Origin of the sequence: Klebsiella sp. HMSC16C06 (genome assembly GCF_001808325.1) — a bacterium.
GTDB classification, from domain to species: Bacteria; Pseudomonadota; Gammaproteobacteria; order Enterobacterales; family Enterobacteriaceae; genus Klebsiella; species Klebsiella variicola.
This window is the reverse complement of the sequence record NZ_KV793011.1, coordinates 264,885-280,306: the sequence shown is the minus strand read 5'-3', so window position 1 is coordinate 280,306 and position 15,422 is coordinate 264,885. Positions and strand designations below refer to the sequence as shown.

The window sequence follows — 15,422 nt, the reverse complement described above, 5'->3', positions numbered from 1 at the left end:
CGATGGGGGGACGATGCGCTGCGTTTACAGCGCCTGCTGCCAGACCGCCTGGGGCAGGAGGTAAACCTGCGCCGGGGCGCGCATGCCGTCGGTGACAATATGGCGGATGCCGCTGGCCATCACCGCCAGGGTGACGTCAAAAGCGTTCAGGCTATCGCCGAAGCCCGCGGTCAGGTTGAGCATCGAACCATTGGCCAGCAGATAGATGGTTTTGTCGGCCATGCGGTAGGCGTTGATATACGGCATCACCTCTTCCTGAGGGTACTGGCGCAGGTACTCGCCGTCGATCTCTTCCGCCACGTGGCCGACGTTAAGGATAAAGACTCCCGCTTTCGCGCGCTCCAGCGCCTGGCGATTAACCACGTTTTTCCCGCCTGTCGCCGTGGCCACCACGTCCGCCGAGGCGATAGCCTCCTGCAGATCCACCACGTGCCAGCCGTCGTAGGCCGCCTGCAGACGACGGGCAGGATCGATCTCCGCCACCATCACCTGACCGCCAAAGGCTTTTGCCGCCGCCGCGACGCCCTGGCCGACCAGGCCGTAGCCGATCACCAGCACTTTTTTCTCATGCAGGGTGAGATGAGTGGTCTGGAAGAAGGTGTGCCAGGCGGTGAGACCGACCATATGGCGGTTGTGCAGCCCCTCTTTGACCGGCAGATCGTCCCAGTTAAAGATCGGATAGCCTGGCTGAATATCGCCCAGCCGATTGACGCCCGAGCCAGTGGCTTCCAGACCCGCCACGATGTTACCAAACTCGCCGCGCTGGTGGAGCAGGGTGGTGATATCGGCGCCCATCTCGCACAGGTGAGTGGGCTGCCAGGCAATCGCTTTTTCCCATGACTGTTGCCAGTCGGCGTCGCTCATATTGCGCCACGCGCAGGCATCGGCGCCGCGCTCCACCAGCCAGGCCACCACGTCGTCCTGCACGGTGGTGGGGTTACAGGTGGTTAAAAAGACCTGAGCGCCCTTGTCGAGGATCCCCTGCACCAGCGGGATCATTTTCATGTCGAGGTGCATACAGCAGGCCAGGCGCACGCCGCTGAGGTCGGGCAGGGCGGCGACCTGACGCAGGGTACGCGGCATATTCTGACTGGCCCATGCCACTTCTTTCACTAAAGAGATTTTATTATTCACTGGGTTATGACCTTCAGTTCGCAAAAGGGGTATCCCCCTGACAGAAAAGGGATTCTATCAGCCCACGCGAGAATTCACAGCCCTGTGCCCTCTGGACGATATTGCCCACGCTATCCCCCTGTGAAATACATGGTTGTTAATGTAAGGTTAAAAAAAGAAAATAAAATATAAGTAATTCCTATGACCTAAGCGATAAAGCGATGTTGAGTGTCATTTCTGCGGGGCTGTTTTCACGGCTGCGGATTTTCCTTGGGCGCCTGAAGCCGCACGCGCTACCGGTGGCCCGCCGGCATATCGTGCTGGGATCCATTGGCGCCGGCACCGGGCTGGCGGTGACCAGCATGTTCAGCCACTGGCTGCTCGGCGAAGTCAATTTGTGGTTTATTGCCCCCATGGGCGCGTCGGCGGTGCTGTTATTTGGCGTGCCGAGCAGCCCGCTGGCGCAGCCGTGGTCGATTGTCGGCGGTAATGTGCTGTCGGCGCTGATCGGCGTCACGGTGGGCATGCTGGTTCCCGACCCGGCGCTGGCCTGCGGGCTGGCGGCCGCGCTGGCGATCGCCGGGATGTATTTTCTGCGCTGTCTGCATCCCCCCGGCGGTGCGGTGGCCCTGACGGCGATCCTCGGCGGCGCCGGGGTGCACAGCGAAGGCTATCACTTTGTGCTGACGCCTGTGCTGCTCAACTCGCTGATGCTGGCGCTGCTGGCCATCGTGTTTAATAACCTGGTTGGCCGCCGCTATCCGCATTCGCTGGCGGCGGAGGAGGTCAAGCCCCGGGCGGTGCCACTGGGCATCTCGGTCACCCGGGAGGATATTCACGCCGCGCTGCTGGAAGGCCAGTTCCTCGACATTGATGAAGACGATGTCCAGGAACTGCTGGAGAATATCGAGCAGCAGGCGCGCCAGCGTATCGCGATGGCTGCCCGCCGCTAAGGGCGCGCTTCGGGCTGCGGGTTACAGATCGCCGGTAAGATACTGCGCGACCCCGCGGCCAAAGCTCCAGTCACCTTTCTGATTACTGATAATCGACACCATCACATCATCGCCGCTCAGGCCGCAGTGCTCCGCCAGCTCCTCCTGCAACAGGGCGAAGAAGCGTTGCTTCTGCGCCTCGCTGCGCGGGCTGGTATAGACCCGCACCACCACCAGATCCCGCGTGCGGGTCAGTCCGAGGCCGGTATCGTCAATCACCATATGGTGGGCTTTGTTTTCGTGAACAATCTGGTAGCGGTCGCGTTCCGGTACCTCGAAGGCACGCAGCACGGCGCGATGGGCGGCATCCAGCAGGGTTCTGATCTCCTGTTCCGTACGGCCTTCAATCAGGTCAAATGTCAGTAATGGCATGCAGGTGTTCCTTATCGTTAGGGAATAATGACGGGCTGAACAGGATGCTAGCCGATGCCGTCGCGGGCAAAAACCGCTATAGTTGAATACATTGTTTTTACTGGTGAACAATCACATGAGCGAGAGTCGTCCGGAGAGTTACTGGGCCCATCTGTACTGGCTGACGGTGCTGGAAGAGCAAAAAAGCTATACCCGGGCCGCGGAAAAGCTGGGGATCAGCAAGTCGGCTATCAGCCAGAAAATCAGCGAGCTGGAGCGGGTGACTGGCAAAACCCTGGTCCATCGCACTACCCGCAGCGTGAGCCTCAGCGAAGACGGACTGCGGCTGGTGGCGGAACTCAACGAGCCGTTTGGTCAGTTGCGGGATATTTTCACCGGCGCCTGCGATGAGGGCGGGCCGCTGCGGGGAACGCTGCGCCTGACCGCGCCGGTGGCCTTTTCCCGCCAGCAGCTGGTCCCGGCGATCGCGCCGTTTTTGCATCAGCATCCCCAGCTGCATTTGCAGCTGGAGGTGACCGACCGGCTGGTCTCTCTGGCCAGCGAAGGGTTCGATCTTGCCATCCGCCACTGTCGGCGCGAGGCGCTCCCGGACACCCACGTCGCCTGGCCGCTGTGTCACACCGCGACGCTGATCGTCGCGTCCGCCGACTATATTCGCCGCCATGGCCGCCCGGAGACCCCCGACGATCTGCGCCACCACCAGTGCCTGACCTATCCCCGTGGGCCACAGCGCCCGCAGTGGACGTTCGCCTCCCGCCAGACGCCCGATGAACGGGTGACCATCAATGTGCAGGGGCCCTTCGCCACGAATAACAGCGAGTCGCTACGCGATGCCGTGCTGGCGGGGCTTGGGGTGGCGCTGCTGCCGGATTTCAGCGCCCAGGAGGCCATCGGTCGCGGGCTGGTGCAGGAGCTGCTCCCGGCGTGGCAGCCGGTGGAGGTGTTTGCCGATAAGCTGTACGTCATCCGGCCCTATACCCCGCGCGTGTCGCGCGCGGTGGAAACCTTCAGCCGCTACCTGAAAGCGACCTTCAGCGAGCCGCGTCCAGCTCCCGCGCCAGCGCCTCGCTAAAGCGGGGAAGCAGATGGCGCTCGCCGGGAAGCCGCTGCGCGAGGGTGACGGTTTTGTCGGCGCAATAGACCCGCTCGCTGCCGAGCTGCGCTTCAAAGGCGTTCGCCGCCTGATGCGCCGCGGTAAGATCGGCGTCAATAAGGATCACCGCATGAGCCAGCACCACGTGGCCGCGGCCTGCCGTCAGCGGCCGCCAGTACTGGGCGGTACCGACAATCTTGCGCGCCGCCTCGCCCTCCCCGCAGGCGAGGTTATACCGGCCATCGCAAAAGGAACCGTTTACCGCCCGGGCGTGGCTGGCAACGCCGAAGCGCGCGAGGGTACGCTGCAGCACCGCGCACAGCGAGTGATAGATGGGTTCGGCGGCCTCGCCGAGCGACTGTTGCACCGGCCAGGCGAGGCTAAGGTTGATAATTCCCGGCCCCTGAGGCACCAGCCCGCCCCCGGAGCGGCGGAGCCATACCGGCCAGCCGCGCGCGGCAAAATGCGCGCTGACCGCCGGCAGATCCGCAAACTGACGATAGCTCCCCGGCACCACAAATCCCTGCGGCGCCTGCCAGAGCTGGGCGACGGCTTCCCCGGCGCAGGCTTTGGCAAACAGCGGCTGTTCCGCCTGGGTGGGGTCCTCGCAAAACTGCAGCGCCAGCGAGGAGGGGGTAAAACGGCGAGGCCAGCAGTCGGCCAGCGATAACAGAGACATGCATTCTCCTTACCGGAGGGCGCGGGTCACGCCCCCCGCAGGTGGGTCAGTGGACGGTCTGTTTTTTCATCAGCAGGGCGGTGAGCGCCGACAGCAGGCATCCCGCGGTCAGATAGAGGGCCACGCTGTGCCATGAACCGCCGGAGAAGGTGACCAGCGCCGCGGCGATAAACGGCGTAAAACCGCCGCCGACCACGCTCGCCACCTGGTAGCCGACGCCGGCGCCGCTATAGCGATAGCTGGCGCCGAACAGCTCGGTAAACATCGGCTGCTGGACGCAGACCACCATATCATGGGCGATATTGGCCAGCATCAGGGCGAAGAACAGGATCCAGAAAACAGACTGACTCTCCAGCGCCATAAAGAACGGAAAACCGCTCAGCGTGCCGATCAGCGCGCCGGTGATATAGATCCGTCGGCGACCAAAGCGGTCTGCCAGCCAGGCGAAGCAGGGGATAGTCAGGCAACTGAGTCCGCCCACCAGCAGGCCGATGTTGAGAAACAGCTCGCGCGGCAGGCCGAGGTTTTGCGTGGAATAGTTGAGGGCGAAGGCGGTGACGATATACATCGTCAGCAGTTCGCACAGCCGCAGGGCGATAATCAGTAAAAACGCTCCCGGATGGCGAAGCAGGGCTTCCACCACCGGTAGTCGCTTTTTCTCCGGCTGAAGGTTGGCCAGGCTCTGCTGCGCTTCAAATTCCTGCGATTCCGCCATGCCATTACGGATCCACAGCGCAATAAGGACCAGCACCACGCTGAACAGGAACGGTAAGCGCCAGCCCCAGCTGAGGAACTGCTCGTCGGTGGTCAGGCTGCTGATCAGCGATACCAGCCCGGTGGAGAGCAGCAGGCCGACGCCGTAGCCTACCTGCACCCCGCTGCTGTAAAAGGCTTTTTTCCCCTGCGGGGCGTTCTCCACCGAGAGCAGCGCCGCGCCGCCCCATTCCCCGCCGACGGCAAACCCCTGAACGGCCCGCAGGAACACCAGCAGCGCCGGCGCCCACCAGCCGATCTGGCTGAACGAGGGGAGCAGGCCGATGCAGGCGGTGGCGATACCCATCATCCAGACGGTCATCATCAGCATCCGTTTGCGCCCGAGGCGGTCGCCGAAGTGGCCAAAGATAATCCCGCCGAGCGGGCGAAAAAGAAACCCGACGCCGAAGGTGGCAAAGGCGGCAAGCGTCCCCATCGCCGGGCCGATCTGCGGGAAAAACTCGCGGTTAAACACCAGCGCGGCGGTAATGCCATAGAGAAGAAAATCGTACCAGTCGACCACCGCGCCGGCAAAACTGCCCCATGCCGCCCGCCGGGCGCGAAGCAGTGAATCTGGCGCCTCGGCGGGCTGCACGCTTATTGTTGAATCCATACCCTGTCCTGTCTGTCACATAATTTGTCGTTATTGGAATGAGACGCTTTTACTGTTGCGTCAGCGTTGAGACTACCGCGCAGCGGCCGTGGAGGAAAGTAGTTTGCCTGCTAAGCGGGGAGATGGCGCAAAAAAGAAGCGACGGGAAAGGCGGGCTAAATCACACCCTGTACTAAACAATCTGGCAATTTGCCAGCCAGCTTATACTTTTAATTAAATCAACGGATAACAAAGAGGGACACCTTTTAAGAATTGACGTAAATGGTTTACACTTAACATGTCTCCTTCTCTGGAATGGTGAGTTAAATGCGTCTACTTCTTGCAGTGTTATTTTGTTCTGTCATGTTGCCTTCCGCTTACGCTGAAAAACTGCCTGCGCCGACAGGAAAACCTGTACTGACCATTTCCGGAAAAATCGGGAATACGAACGTCGGTGACAAAGCCGTTTTTGACCTCGCGGCGCTGGAAAAACTGGGGATGAAAACGGTGGAAACCACCACCCCCTGGTACACCGGTAAGGTTCGTTTCGATGGCATTCCCCTTAATAAACTCATGGATTTAGTCGGCGCTAAGGGCAAATCCGCGCGCGTGCTGGCGCTTAACGACTACACCACCATTATCCCGATTGATGATTTTTATAAATTCCCGGTCATTATGGCCTTAAAAATGAACGGCGAATATATGCGCGTTCGTGATAAAGGTCCATTATTTATCGTCTACCCTTACGACAGCAGCACTGAATTACAAAACCAGATCTATTATTCCCGATCGGCCTGGCAAGTTTCTAAGATTATTATAGAGTAAGGGTTGGATCTTGAATCGAATACTCACGGCTATTATTTTGTCGTTATTTATTGTTACCGGATATATTACCTATCTGGTGCATGAGCGACAAAGTGAGTTGCAAAAATTTACCCGCTATACAGACTCGTGGTCAATGTCGCAGATGGTGTCGGAATATATGCGACTGGAGTCTCGTCTGGCGGGAATGGCGATCGGGGCCGAAGGGGCGGACCACGATGAGGTGCGCCTGCGCCTGGAGATCATGATGAGCCAGATCGAACTCCTGCAGCAGGGCGATCTGGGTAAATTTATTAATAAAAGCGAACAGCGGAAGGCGGTGGTCGCGACGCTGATTCGTAATCTTCATCTGCTTGATAAACAAGTTGATACCATGACGCCGGAGCAGGTCAAACAGATCCTGCCGGTGTTGAGTGAACTGGATGGCCCCCTGACCTCAATGGCCGCCGCCACCCTGACGCAAGATATTAATATCGTTAATATCACGCATGATAAAATCCAGCATCTTTATTATATCTACTCGGTGATCTCCATTCTGCTGATCGCCATGTGTATTACCCTCGGCCTGTTGATGCTCCGGCAGAATAATAACCTGCGTCGCGCCCATGTGCGCATGAAGACGCTGGCCAACGATCTGCAGGCCTCGAAAGAGAAGTTGCAGGTACAGAACCGCCGACTGCAGTACGATGCCTACCATGATTCGCTGACCGGTATGCCGAATCGTCTCTCTTTCTGGCAGCGGTTGCAGGAGATTGTCAACCAGGTGCGCCCCTATCAGGGGTGCGCGGTGGTGATGCTGTTCGACCTCGACAGCTTTAAGGATGTGAACGATACCCTCGGCCATGATGCTGGCGATAAGCTGCTGCAGGATCTGGCCAGTCGTCTCTCTTTTTTCCGCAAAACCTCCGAGACGCTGTATCGCCTCGGCGGCGATGAGTTCGCGATGCTCTCTTACGATCTGACTGAAGAGATGGCCCTCGAGCGCGCCAATGTTATCCGGGAGAAGATCAGCCAGCCCTATCAGATCTACGATGCGCAGATTAATATCGACGCCTGCATCGGGATCGTTATCTCTGACGGCGAAAGCCGGACCGATTATCTGTACAAGTGTGCTGACCTTGCGCTGTACGAGGCGAAAAAAGAGGGCAGCGGTCATGTGCAAATTTTCCGGCCGGGCATGCTGCAGCGCCTGCAGGAGAATAAATCGTTCGAAGATGACCTGCTGCAGGCGCTGGCCCATGACGAATTTAAAGTCTACTACCAGCCGATCGCCGATACCGTCACGCGTGAAATCTACGGCTATGAAGCGCTGGTTCGCTGGTTCCATCCCGTGCGCGGCGCTGTGCCGCCGACGGTGTTTATTCCCGTCGCGGAGAAAATCGGCCTGATCAATACCCTCGGCGAGTGGGTGCTGAAAACCGCCTGCGCCGAAGCGGCCAGTTGGGCGACGCCGCTAAAAGTCTCGGTCAACGTTTCGCCGATTCAACTGATGAACACGTCGTTGACCGATACCATTATCGGCGTGCTGCAGCAGACCGGCCTCGATCCGCGACGTCTGGATCTGGAGATCACCGAGTCGGATGTGTTCAATGAGAATACCCGTTCGCTGGAAATTCTCAGCCAGCTGCGCGAGCAGGGCATTCAGATTTCCATTGATGACTTTGGTACCGGCTATTCTTCTCTGTCGCGTTTAAGCTACTTCCCGTTCGATAAAATCAAAATTGACCGCTCGTTTGTTATCAATATTCCGGAGCAAAAAGACGATTTGGATATCGTTCGCCTGATTATCAGTATGGGAAAGAGTCTGCATATGCGTATTGTGGCGGAAGGCGTGGAAACCGAAGAGCAGTTGACCTCGCTGCAGGCGCTGGGGTGCGACCTGGTCCAGGGGTATTTAATCGGCAAGCCGAGTCCGCTGCGCTAACAAATTTTTAATGCGTTTACTTTTATTCTCCGGGCGATTTCAGGATCCTGAAATCGCCTTTTTTATTTTACCGCGTCGCTAATCCCTGAGAGGTATAAAAAGGAGTAGACGGTAAAAGCAGCAACAAAATAATATCCTTAGCGTTTAAAAGGGGTATATGATATGCATCATATAGGCTATTTCTGAACGTCGCATTTGAGACGGTAAAGTGAGGCACCATCATGCAGCGAATCATTATTCCCACCCATTACGTTCATACCCGCAGCACGCCGCTGTGGACCAAAGAGACCGCCCCGGCCTCTATCTGGCGTCGCCATCTGGATGCCGGCACCCGGCAGGGCGTCTATCCTCGTCTCTCGGTGATGCAGGGGGCGATCCGCTATCTCGGCTATGCTGATGAAACCAGCCCCGAGCCTGTTGAAACGCTGACCATTGAAGCCGGGCAGTTTGGCGTTTTTCCGCCGGAGAAATGGCACTGTATTGAGGCGCTCAGCGAGGACACGGTTTTTAATGTCGACTTTTACGTCGATCCGAAAATTCTCATCGAGGGATAACAAGAGATGAACAGCGAAAATAAAGGCTATGCCTTGGCAGTTGAGAATGGCCAGCGTCAGGAAAAACGCGAAAAAATATATCTCAAACCGATGGCGCTTTATATTCCGCAGCACGCGGTGGAGGCGGTAAATAGTCTGCTGGATGACCTGCCAGCTGGCAATGAAGAAGAGGAGTGGGTGTTAACCGTCACCAATAATAATAACGGCGTCTCGGTTGATAAAACCTTTTCCTCGCTGGCGGCGCTGCGCGACCCGCTCACCGCCGCTGATACGGTGAAGGATCTGATCAATATCGTTCGCGGCTACGAGTCCGATGAAGAGACCAACGTTTGCGGCTGGTAAGCCCGCTACTCTTCCGCCGGATGGCGACCGTCACCTAATACCATCTGGCCGACCAGCCACTCCCGCAGAGCGATAATATCCGCGCGCTGCGCCGCAGCCTCGGTGGTGACCAGGTAGTAGCAGGCGCCCGGTAATGCACAGCTAAACGGCGCGGACAACACCCCGCGCTGCAGCAGATCCCGCGCCAGCAGTTCGCTGGCGATCACCACCCCCTGGCCGGCCACCGCCGCCTGCAGGGCATGGGTCTCATCGCTAAAGGTTAACCCCGCATCAATATTCAGCGTCGACGGCCCATAGCGGCGGCGCCAGTTCTCCCAGTTTGGCGAGTCGGCCGGCACGCGGCGGTTGGCGACGTGAAACAGCGTCACCCGCTGCAGATCTTCAGGCCGGGCGAGGCCCAGGGACGGGCTGGCGACCACGATAAAACGATCCTCATACAGCAGCGTACAGCACAGGTCTGGTTCCGGCGTTTCACGATAGCGAATCGCGGCGTCCACGGTACCCAGTTGCAGATCCACCCGTTCGACGCTGGTGTGCAGACGCAGGTCGATAGCCGGAAAGCGAGCGGTAAAGTCCGCCAGCCGTGGCACCAGCCAGTGGGTGAGAAAATTGGAGGTGGTGGTGACGGTTAAGGATGGTGGCTGGCGAGCATGAGCGATCTGGACGACGGCCTGTTCCAGGGCGCTAAAAGCGCGCTGCGTGGCGGCGTAGAGGATCTCGCCATCGGCAGTCAGACTGACCCCCTGTGCGCTGCGTTCGCAAACCCGGCACTCCAGCACCGACTCCAGCAGTTTAATCTGATGGCTGACTGCCGTCGCGCTGACGCCGAGCGCCCCGGCGGCCTGTTTAAAACTGCGGTGGCGGGCGACGGCATGAAAGGCGCGCAGCGCCCCCAGCGGCGGTAGACGGGGTGTTCTCATGGCTGAGTTTTTCTCATCTATGGCTGAAAACTATGCGTTTGTGTAAGGCAATATAGTGGCGCTAGGCTACGGGCATGTAAAGACAGTGGCATGAATTAAATTCATGCTGCTTCGCCTGTCAGGAGTCAATTATGCACGTTGTAAGCCGCTACACCGCCGCGGACGCGGCGGGGATTATCGAGCCGCGTGGCCGCGCCATCGCCCTGAGCGTGGCTTTTGCCGCCGGAGCCTTGCTGTTAAACATGGTTCCCGTTATCGGCGTGACCGGCACGCTGAGTCTGCTGACGGCACTGAGCGCCGCCTGCGGCGCCGGGTGGGGATCCACACGCGGGCATTCCTGGCTTTATCGCTCGCCCCTGGCGGCGACGCGCTGGGCCTTTCTGCTGTCGGCGGCCGGCTGGCTGCTGGCGCTGGTGGCCTGGTATGGCGGGCAGGACTGGCCCGCCATGCTGCCGGGCGTGGCGTGTGGCGGGGCGGGGGCGGCTGTCGCCTGGCGGATTGCGGCGGGACGGTCGATGCAGTGTGGGCCCAGACTCGGTGGCGCAACGCTGCTGAGCGTGGTCGTTGTCATCGCGGCGACGCTATTGGCCCAACACACTGCCGGGGCCGGGCGCAGCGGCGTGTGCTTCGCCTTCGCCGTGCTGCTGGACCTGTCGCTGCTCGGCGCGCTGATCGTGCGCATCAGGCAGCTGGAGAGTGCGGCGTAAGTGAGTCCGGGAGGCAAATGAAACGAGACGGGGTAAGTCACCCGGCGTGGTGACAAATTTCTTCTACACTGTTACAGGCATCACATTCCTGTGCGGTCGGCACTCCTGCCGGCCGCCGTCGGCGTTCAGCCCAGGCACGGGCCTGCAGGCTGGTTATCCTGAAAGAGGAGTCTGTAACATGGCATTTGTCACCACCCAAGACGGCGTCAACATTTACTTCAAAGACTGGGGTCCAAAGGAAGCTCAGCCGATTGTCTTTCATCACGGCTGGCCCCTGAGCGCCGACGACTGGGATAACCAGATGTTGTTTTTCCTTGCCGAAGGTTTTCGGGTCATCGCTATCGACCGTCGGGGTCATGGCCGCTCCGATCAGGTTAGCGAGGGGCACGATATGGACCATTACGCGGCGGACGTTTCGGCGGTGGTGGAACATCTGGATCTGCACAATGCGGTCCACGTCGGGCACTCCACTGGCGGCGGCCAGGTTGCCCGCTACGTCGCCCGCTACGGCCAGCCGCAGGGGCGGGTGGCGAAAGCGGTGTTAATTAGCGCCGTCCCGCCGCTGATGGTGAAAACCGAGCAGAATCCGGGCGGTACGCCAATCGAGGTGTTTGATGGTTTCCGCAAAGCGCTGGCGGCGAACCGCGCCCAGTTCTATCTCGACGTCGCCTCTGGCCCGTTCTATGGCTTCAATCGTGACGGGGCAGAAGTGTCGCAGGGGACGATCCAGAACTGGTGGCGACAGGGAATGATCGGCAGCGCCAAGGCCCATTATGAAGGTATCAAGGCGTTTTCAGAGACTGACCAGACGGAAGACCTTAAGTCGATCACCTTGCCGGTGCTGGTGATGCAGGGGGATGACGACCAGGTGGTTCCCTATAAAAATGCGGCCATTCTGCAGGACAAACTGCTGCCGAACAGCCAGCTAATCATTTATCCTGGCTTCCCGCACGGGATGCACACCTCCCACGCCGATACCATCAACGCCGATCTGCTGGCGTTTATCCGCGCCTGATCTTCCCCCTTTGCCGGGCAGAGTGCCGTTAATGGCATTCCGCCAGCGCCCTGGTCGCCAGTCGCCGGGGCGCGCTGGTTGACGAGCAGGGGAAATCTGCTTAACTCATGGGATACCTGACGACTATTTTCCCCCTGGCAGGATAAAACGCCGGGTTTCTCTGTGGAAACCCGGCAGAATTCTGCGCAAGAGACAAGAGAGAGACAATGAAATTAGCCGGACTTCATCCCGACGAGCAGCGTCGCCTGCAATCGCTACGCTCTTCCGGGCTGTTGAATAGCGGAAAAGAAGAACGCTTCGATCGCCTGACCAGGCTTGCCCGTTCGCTGTATAACCTGCCGGTGGCGTCCATCAGTCTGGTGGGGGAAGATCTCCTGCATATCAAGTCCTGTGCCGGCCTCGATGTGGACACGGTGCCGAGAGATATTTCATTTTGCGCCCATACCATCCTGCAAACCGACCCGCTTATCGTCAACGACATGCAGCAGGACGAGCGCTTTCACGATAACCCGCTGGTCATTGCGGCGCCGTTTATCCGTTTTTACGCCGGGTATCCGGTGCAACTGCCGGATGGCGCGACCGTCGGGTCTTTTTGTCTGATGGACCATCAGCCGCGTTCGTTTTCCGCCCATGAAATGCAGATCTTAAGCGATCTGGCGGCGATCGTGGAGGATGAGTTCAAGGTGCTGGATGCGGCAACCTCGGATGAGCTGACGGGACTGTTTAATCGCCGGGGGTTCCTCACCCTGGCGGAGTATGCCCTGCTGACGGCCCAGCGCCGCCAGGAGCCGGTAAGCCTCGCCTTTGTCGACCTCGACCGCTTCAAGCACATCAATGATACCTGGGGGCATGAAGAGGGTGACCGCGCGCTGATCGCCATCGCCGATTTGATGAAAGCGGCCTTCCGTGAGTCCGATATCCTCGCCAGGCAGGGTGGGGACGAATTTATCATTCTGTTCGCCAATACCAGCCGCCACGATGCCGCGACAGCGATGGAGACGCTCAGTCACAACGTGGCCCGTTTCAACCAGCAGGCGGCTCACCCCTGGCAGCTGGCGTTCTCCTGGGGCTGCGTCGAGTACGATCCCGCCAGCCATCCCAGTCTCAACGCGCTGGTGGCCACCGCTGACCGGCTGATGTACCAGGCGAAGCAGAAGCAGGGTCGCGAGCGTCGCTAACCTGGCGTGGAGGCGTTCTGCAGGTACCGCTGCGCCAGCTGCCGCTTCTGCGCATAGCTGCTGAGCAGCGCCTGCTGTGATTTGCCTTCGTTATCGTAAAACAGACCGCCTTCGTCGGCGATAAAGCGATAATGCTGTTCCAGCTGGCCTATCACCCAGTCGATACGTTGCAGAGTGAGTAAGGTACACGACTGGCCATGCAGATCGTCTTCGATATCCAGCACGTGGGAGCGGAAAGCCTCCACGGCAAATAACCGGCGCAGCGCGGCTGGGTCCGCCAGCGCCGACGCCCAGCGCGCCGTTATCTGCTGAAAATGGGCCTGCACCTGCGGGGCGGCCTGTCGGGCGCGGAGCCAGGCGAGCTTGCGCCGGTAGCTTTCGAGCGCCAGCCGCTTCAGATCGCGATAGTGCGCCAGCTGCTGCTCCGCGCCGGGAACCTGGGTCATCAGCCAGCTAAAAAAGAAGCGGGTCTCAAAGCGCTCGACAAAGTGGAACAGCGGATCGGCCAGACCGTTGCTGTTGAATTCCCTGAGCGGATCGAAGGGATACATGTAGCCAAAATCGAACAGCCACAGCTGCTCCTGATGGTCCACCAGCAGATTTCCACGACAGAGATCCCACTCCATCAGCCCCTGTTCCTCACAGGCTTCCAGGGTCGTAAATAGCTGGGCGATCAGCGGCGGGGTCAGCTGGTGAATCAGCTCGCCATCGATCCACGGCGAGAGCAGGATGCCGAGGCGATAATCGGCATACAGCGTCGGAACGATGTGGGTGAAGCGCGGGGCGGTGACTGGGTTATCCTTCAGCCGCTGCAACGCCTGCCGGCGCTGCACTTCATTTAAAAACGACAGCTGGCCGTTGAGGTTGGCGACGCCGGCGATGGCGCGTCGTTTTTTTAAATTGTACTCCTTGCCGGCGATGCGCAACCGGTAAACCTCCCCGGTCAGGCCTGAGCCGTATACCTGCACTACATAGGGTGAATCGGGGCCCAGCGCGGCGAGGGTTTCGGGTGGCAGCGGGCAGTGGCTGACGTTGCCGACGATAAGGGGTTCTCCGCTGCGATCGAACGCCTGCTGTTGCTGTTGTCTGAGGTTCATGGTGCCTCCGGGTATAACGTTAGACAGCGTGGATAATCCACGCTATCTCACCCGCAAGCGGTAGTGAATTCATCCTACTGGCGGGGGCTTTTTCAGGCTGAGCTGGGGGGCGTTCACGGAGGATACTCGGGGCGTAGGGAGGCGGCAGGGAAAGGCAAGCACCTGAGCAAATCTGGCCTTCGCGCTATCGCTGATGTTCCTCCAGCGCAACCCGGATACGGAAGCAGCGCCGCATTTTATTTATCTGATTCGCCATAATCTTTTGAACCCCAGAATCAGTTTTCTATTATCGCCTTCTTACAACGAAATCAGTTCTCGCCTGCACACAATGCTTCCTGACCTGCAAGAAGTGCCCGATGTATCAGGATGGTCGCCGTTTTACAGGTCATCACACCGCTGAAAACTGGGATCTGTCCTTCGATGGATTGCGGTTTATTACGCTAAGGAAATCACCATGAATCTGATGAGTAATAGTGCACAATCCACCCTGGATGTTATATTAAAATATAATATTCGGAGGTCCTTTATGTACAAAACTCGCCTGAAAAAGGTTGGCGGATCCATCATGCTGGCGGTTCCTCCCGCCGTGCTGAAAGCGCTGGAGCTGTCGACAGACAGCGAAGTGGGTATGACTATAGATAATGGCTGCCTGATTATTGAACCGCAGAAACGGCCCCATTATTCGCTTGAGGAACTGTTGGCGCAGTGCGATCCGCACGCCGAAATGAGCGAAGAGGATCGGGAATGGATTGATGCGCCTGCGGTGGGCAAGGAGATTCTGTAAATGGACAGAGGGGAAATCTGGCTTGTTTCACTGGATCCGATTGCTGGCCACGAGCAAAGTGGAAAACGTCCGGTCCTCATTGTATCGAAGGCATCGTTTAACAAGCTGACCCGGCTACCGGTCGTGGTTCCCGTCACCAGCGGTGGAAACTTTGCACGTACAGCAGGCTTCACGGTTTCACTGGAAGAGGCGGGGACCAAAACAACAGGCGTTATTCGCTGCGACCAGCCCAGAACTATCGATATGGCGGCCCGGAACGGCAAGCGTCTGGAACGCATACCTGACGCCGTTGTCAATGAAGTGCTTGCCAGGCTGGATGCGATTCTCAGTTAACGTCAGCGACGCAAAAAAGCAAAAAGCCTGCTCGAAAGCAGGCTTTTTAAATGTGGCTCCTCTGACTGGACTCGAACTTCATCTATATCTCCTGTTATTAGTGGTTTTGTTGAAGTGATATGATTTTTTACCATCATATTTACCAACATTTT

At 58.7% G+C, this 15,422-nt stretch carries 17 protein-coding genes and 1 pseudogene; 11 read left to right on the top strand and 7 right to left on the bottom strand.

What is annotated here, in order from left to right:
• Positions 1-24: 24 nt before the first annotated feature.
• Positions 25-1,134: an adenosylhomocysteinase gene (locus HMPREF3142_RS18725; protein ID WP_044649982.1), complete on the bottom strand. Its 1,110-nt coding sequence runs from the start codon at positions 1,132-1,134 to the stop codon at positions 25-27.
• Between the two features lie 200 nt (positions 1,135-1,334).
• Here HMPREF3142_RS18725 and HMPREF3142_RS18720 point away from each other — a divergent pair, with 200 nt between their 5' ends.
• Complete coding sequence (locus tag HMPREF3142_RS18720) at positions 1,335-2,066, top strand: HPP family protein (protein ID WP_023297929.1); 732 nt, start codon at positions 1,335-1,337, stop codon at positions 2,064-2,066.
• Between the two features lie 21 nt (positions 2,067-2,087).
• On the opposite strand, the gene HMPREF3142_RS18715 is transcribed toward HMPREF3142_RS18720, so the two are convergent.
• On the bottom strand, positions 2,088-2,477 hold the full coding sequence (locus HMPREF3142_RS18715; RefSeq protein ID WP_008804146.1) for a tautomerase family protein: 390 nt from the start codon (positions 2,475-2,477) through the stop codon (positions 2,088-2,090).
• A gap of 115 nt (positions 2,478-2,592) precedes the next feature.
• Between HMPREF3142_RS18715 and HMPREF3142_RS18710 the strand changes: the two genes are divergently transcribed.
• Complete coding sequence (locus HMPREF3142_RS18710; RefSeq protein ID WP_022065282.1) at positions 2,593-3,549, top strand: LysR family transcriptional regulator; 957 nt, start codon at positions 2,593-2,595, stop codon at positions 3,547-3,549.
• Here the strand turns inward: HMPREF3142_RS18710 and HMPREF3142_RS18705 are convergent.
• Positions 3,509-4,249: a lipoyl protein ligase domain-containing protein gene (locus tag HMPREF3142_RS18705; protein ID WP_032733310.1), complete on the bottom strand. Its 741-nt coding sequence runs from the start codon at positions 4,247-4,249 to the stop codon at positions 3,509-3,511. The genes HMPREF3142_RS18710 and HMPREF3142_RS18705 overlap by 41 nt on opposite strands.
• A gap of 46 nt (positions 4,250-4,295) precedes the next feature.
• Positions 4,296-5,615: a shikimate transporter gene (shiA, locus tag HMPREF3142_RS18700; protein WP_070612303.1), complete on the bottom strand. Its 1,320-nt coding sequence runs from the start codon at positions 5,613-5,615 to the stop codon at positions 4,296-4,298.
• 306 nt (positions 5,616-5,921) lie between these two features.
• Between shiA and HMPREF3142_RS18695 the strand changes: the two genes are divergently transcribed.
• Positions 5,922-6,419: a putative pterin-binding protein gene (locus HMPREF3142_RS18695; RefSeq protein WP_012541125.1), complete on the top strand. Its 498-nt coding sequence runs from the start codon at positions 5,922-5,924 to the stop codon at positions 6,417-6,419.
• Between the two features lie 10 nt (positions 6,420-6,429).
• Entirely contained in the window at positions 6,430-8,340 is a 1,911-nt protein-coding gene (locus tag HMPREF3142_RS18690; protein WP_012541126.1) for a putative bifunctional diguanylate cyclase/phosphodiesterase, read from the top strand.
• Here HMPREF3142_RS18690 and HMPREF3142_RS29645 read toward each other — a convergent pair.
• Positions 8,337-8,464 (bottom strand): annotated as a pseudogene (locus HMPREF3142_RS29645) (hypothetical protein). The gene HMPREF3142_RS18690 and the pseudogene HMPREF3142_RS29645 sit on opposite strands and share 4 nt — an antisense overlap.
• Before the next feature lie 97 nt (positions 8,465-8,561).
• Between HMPREF3142_RS29645 and HMPREF3142_RS18685 the strand changes: the two are divergent.
• The gene (locus HMPREF3142_RS18685; RefSeq protein WP_002911866.1) at positions 8,562-8,894 is read left to right on the top strand and encodes a TehB family protein; all 333 of its coding nucleotides are present in this window, start codon (positions 8,562-8,564) and stop codon (positions 8,892-8,894) included.
• A 6-nt stretch (positions 8,895-8,900) separates the two neighbouring features.
• Positions 8,901-9,236 (top strand): DUF1869 domain-containing protein, encoded by a 336-nt coding sequence (locus HMPREF3142_RS18680; protein ID WP_016161436.1) that lies wholly within the window; start codon positions 8,901-8,903, stop codon positions 9,234-9,236.
• A 5-nt stretch (positions 9,237-9,241) separates the two neighbouring features.
• Here the strand turns inward: HMPREF3142_RS18680 and HMPREF3142_RS18675 are convergent, their stop codons facing one another.
• Positions 9,242-10,156: a LysR substrate-binding domain-containing protein gene (locus HMPREF3142_RS18675; protein WP_008804154.1), complete on the bottom strand. Its 915-nt coding sequence runs from the start codon at positions 10,154-10,156 to the stop codon at positions 9,242-9,244.
• 131 nt (positions 10,157-10,287) lie between these two features.
• Between HMPREF3142_RS18675 and HMPREF3142_RS18670 the strand changes: the two genes are divergently transcribed.
• From HMPREF3142_RS18670 to HMPREF3142_RS18660, 3 genes are all read left to right on the top strand, one after another.
• Positions 10,288-10,863 carry a hypothetical protein gene (locus HMPREF3142_RS18670; protein WP_012541129.1) on the top strand — a complete coding sequence of 192 codons (576 nt, stop codon included), beginning with the start codon at positions 10,288-10,290 and terminating at the stop codon, positions 10,861-10,863.
• 178 nt (positions 10,864-11,041) lie between these two features.
• On the top strand, positions 11,042-11,878 hold the full coding sequence (locus HMPREF3142_RS18665) for an alpha/beta fold hydrolase (RefSeq protein WP_008804155.1): 837 nt from the start codon (positions 11,042-11,044) through the stop codon (positions 11,876-11,878).
• Positions 11,879-12,084: 206 nt separating this feature from the next.
• Positions 12,085-13,056 carry a sensor domain-containing diguanylate cyclase gene (locus HMPREF3142_RS18660; RefSeq protein WP_016161433.1) on the top strand — a complete coding sequence of 324 codons (972 nt, stop codon included), beginning with the start codon at positions 12,085-12,087 and terminating at the stop codon, positions 13,054-13,056.
• On the opposite strand, the gene HMPREF3142_RS18655 is transcribed toward HMPREF3142_RS18660, so the two are convergent.
• Positions 13,053-14,153 carry an AarF/UbiB family protein gene (locus HMPREF3142_RS18655; RefSeq protein ID WP_070612302.1) on the bottom strand — a complete coding sequence of 367 codons (1,101 nt, stop codon included), beginning with the start codon at positions 14,151-14,153 and terminating at the stop codon, positions 13,053-13,055. The genes HMPREF3142_RS18660 and HMPREF3142_RS18655 overlap by 4 nt on opposite strands.
• A gap of 526 nt (positions 14,154-14,679) precedes the next feature.
• On the opposite strand from HMPREF3142_RS18655, the gene HMPREF3142_RS18650 reads away from it, so the two are divergent.
• Complete coding sequence (locus HMPREF3142_RS18650) at positions 14,680-14,937, top strand: AbrB/MazE/SpoVT family DNA-binding domain-containing protein (protein ID WP_012541132.1); 258 nt, start codon at positions 14,680-14,682, stop codon at positions 14,935-14,937.
• Complete coding sequence (locus HMPREF3142_RS18645; RefSeq protein WP_008804165.1) at positions 14,938-15,270, top strand: type II toxin-antitoxin system PemK/MazF family toxin; 333 nt, start codon at positions 14,938-14,940, stop codon at positions 15,268-15,270.
• Positions 15,271-15,422: the final 152 nt, after the last annotated feature.

Coding starts and splice junctions, on each gene's coding strand:
- HMPREF3142_RS18680 (WP_016161436.1), top strand. CDS start 8,901: ATGAACAGCGAAAATAAAGGCTATGCCTTGGCAGTTGAGAATGGCCAG.
- HMPREF3142_RS18695 (WP_012541125.1), top strand. CDS start 5,922: ATGCGTCTACTTCTTGCAGTGTTATTTTGTTCTGTCATGTTGCCTTCC.
- HMPREF3142_RS18675 (WP_008804154.1), bottom strand. CDS start 10,156: ATGAGAACACCCCGTCTACCGCCGCTGGGGGCGCTGCGCGCCTTTCAT.
- HMPREF3142_RS18705 (WP_032733310.1), bottom strand. CDS start 4,249: ATGTCTCTGTTATCGCTGGCCGACTGCTGGCCTCGCCGTTTTACCCCC.
- HMPREF3142_RS18655 (WP_070612302.1), bottom strand. CDS start 14,153: ATGAACCTCAGACAACAGCAACAGCAGGCGTTCGATCGCAGCGGAGAA.
- HMPREF3142_RS18670 (WP_012541129.1), top strand. CDS start 10,288: ATGCACGTTGTAAGCCGCTACACCGCCGCGGACGCGGCGGGGATTATC.
- HMPREF3142_RS18660 (WP_016161433.1), top strand. CDS start 12,085: ATGAAATTAGCCGGACTTCATCCCGACGAGCAGCGTCGCCTGCAATCG.
- HMPREF3142_RS18685 (WP_002911866.1), top strand. CDS start 8,562: ATGCAGCGAATCATTATTCCCACCCATTACGTTCATACCCGCAGCACG.
- HMPREF3142_RS18645 (WP_008804165.1), top strand. CDS start 14,938: ATGGACAGAGGGGAAATCTGGCTTGTTTCACTGGATCCGATTGCTGGC.
- HMPREF3142_RS18720 (WP_023297929.1), top strand. CDS start 1,335: ATGTTGAGTGTCATTTCTGCGGGGCTGTTTTCACGGCTGCGGATTTTC.
- HMPREF3142_RS18715 (WP_008804146.1), bottom strand. CDS start 2,477: ATGCCATTACTGACATTTGACCTGATTGAAGGCCGTACGGAACAGGAG.
- shiA (WP_070612303.1), bottom strand. CDS start 5,615: ATGGATTCAACAATAAGCGTGCAGCCCGCCGAGGCGCCAGATTCACTG.
- HMPREF3142_RS18650 (WP_012541132.1), top strand. CDS start 14,680: ATGTACAAAACTCGCCTGAAAAAGGTTGGCGGATCCATCATGCTGGCG.
- HMPREF3142_RS18710 (WP_022065282.1), top strand. CDS start 2,593: ATGAGCGAGAGTCGTCCGGAGAGTTACTGGGCCCATCTGTACTGGCTG.
- HMPREF3142_RS18665 (WP_008804155.1), top strand. CDS start 11,042: ATGGCATTTGTCACCACCCAAGACGGCGTCAACATTTACTTCAAAGAC.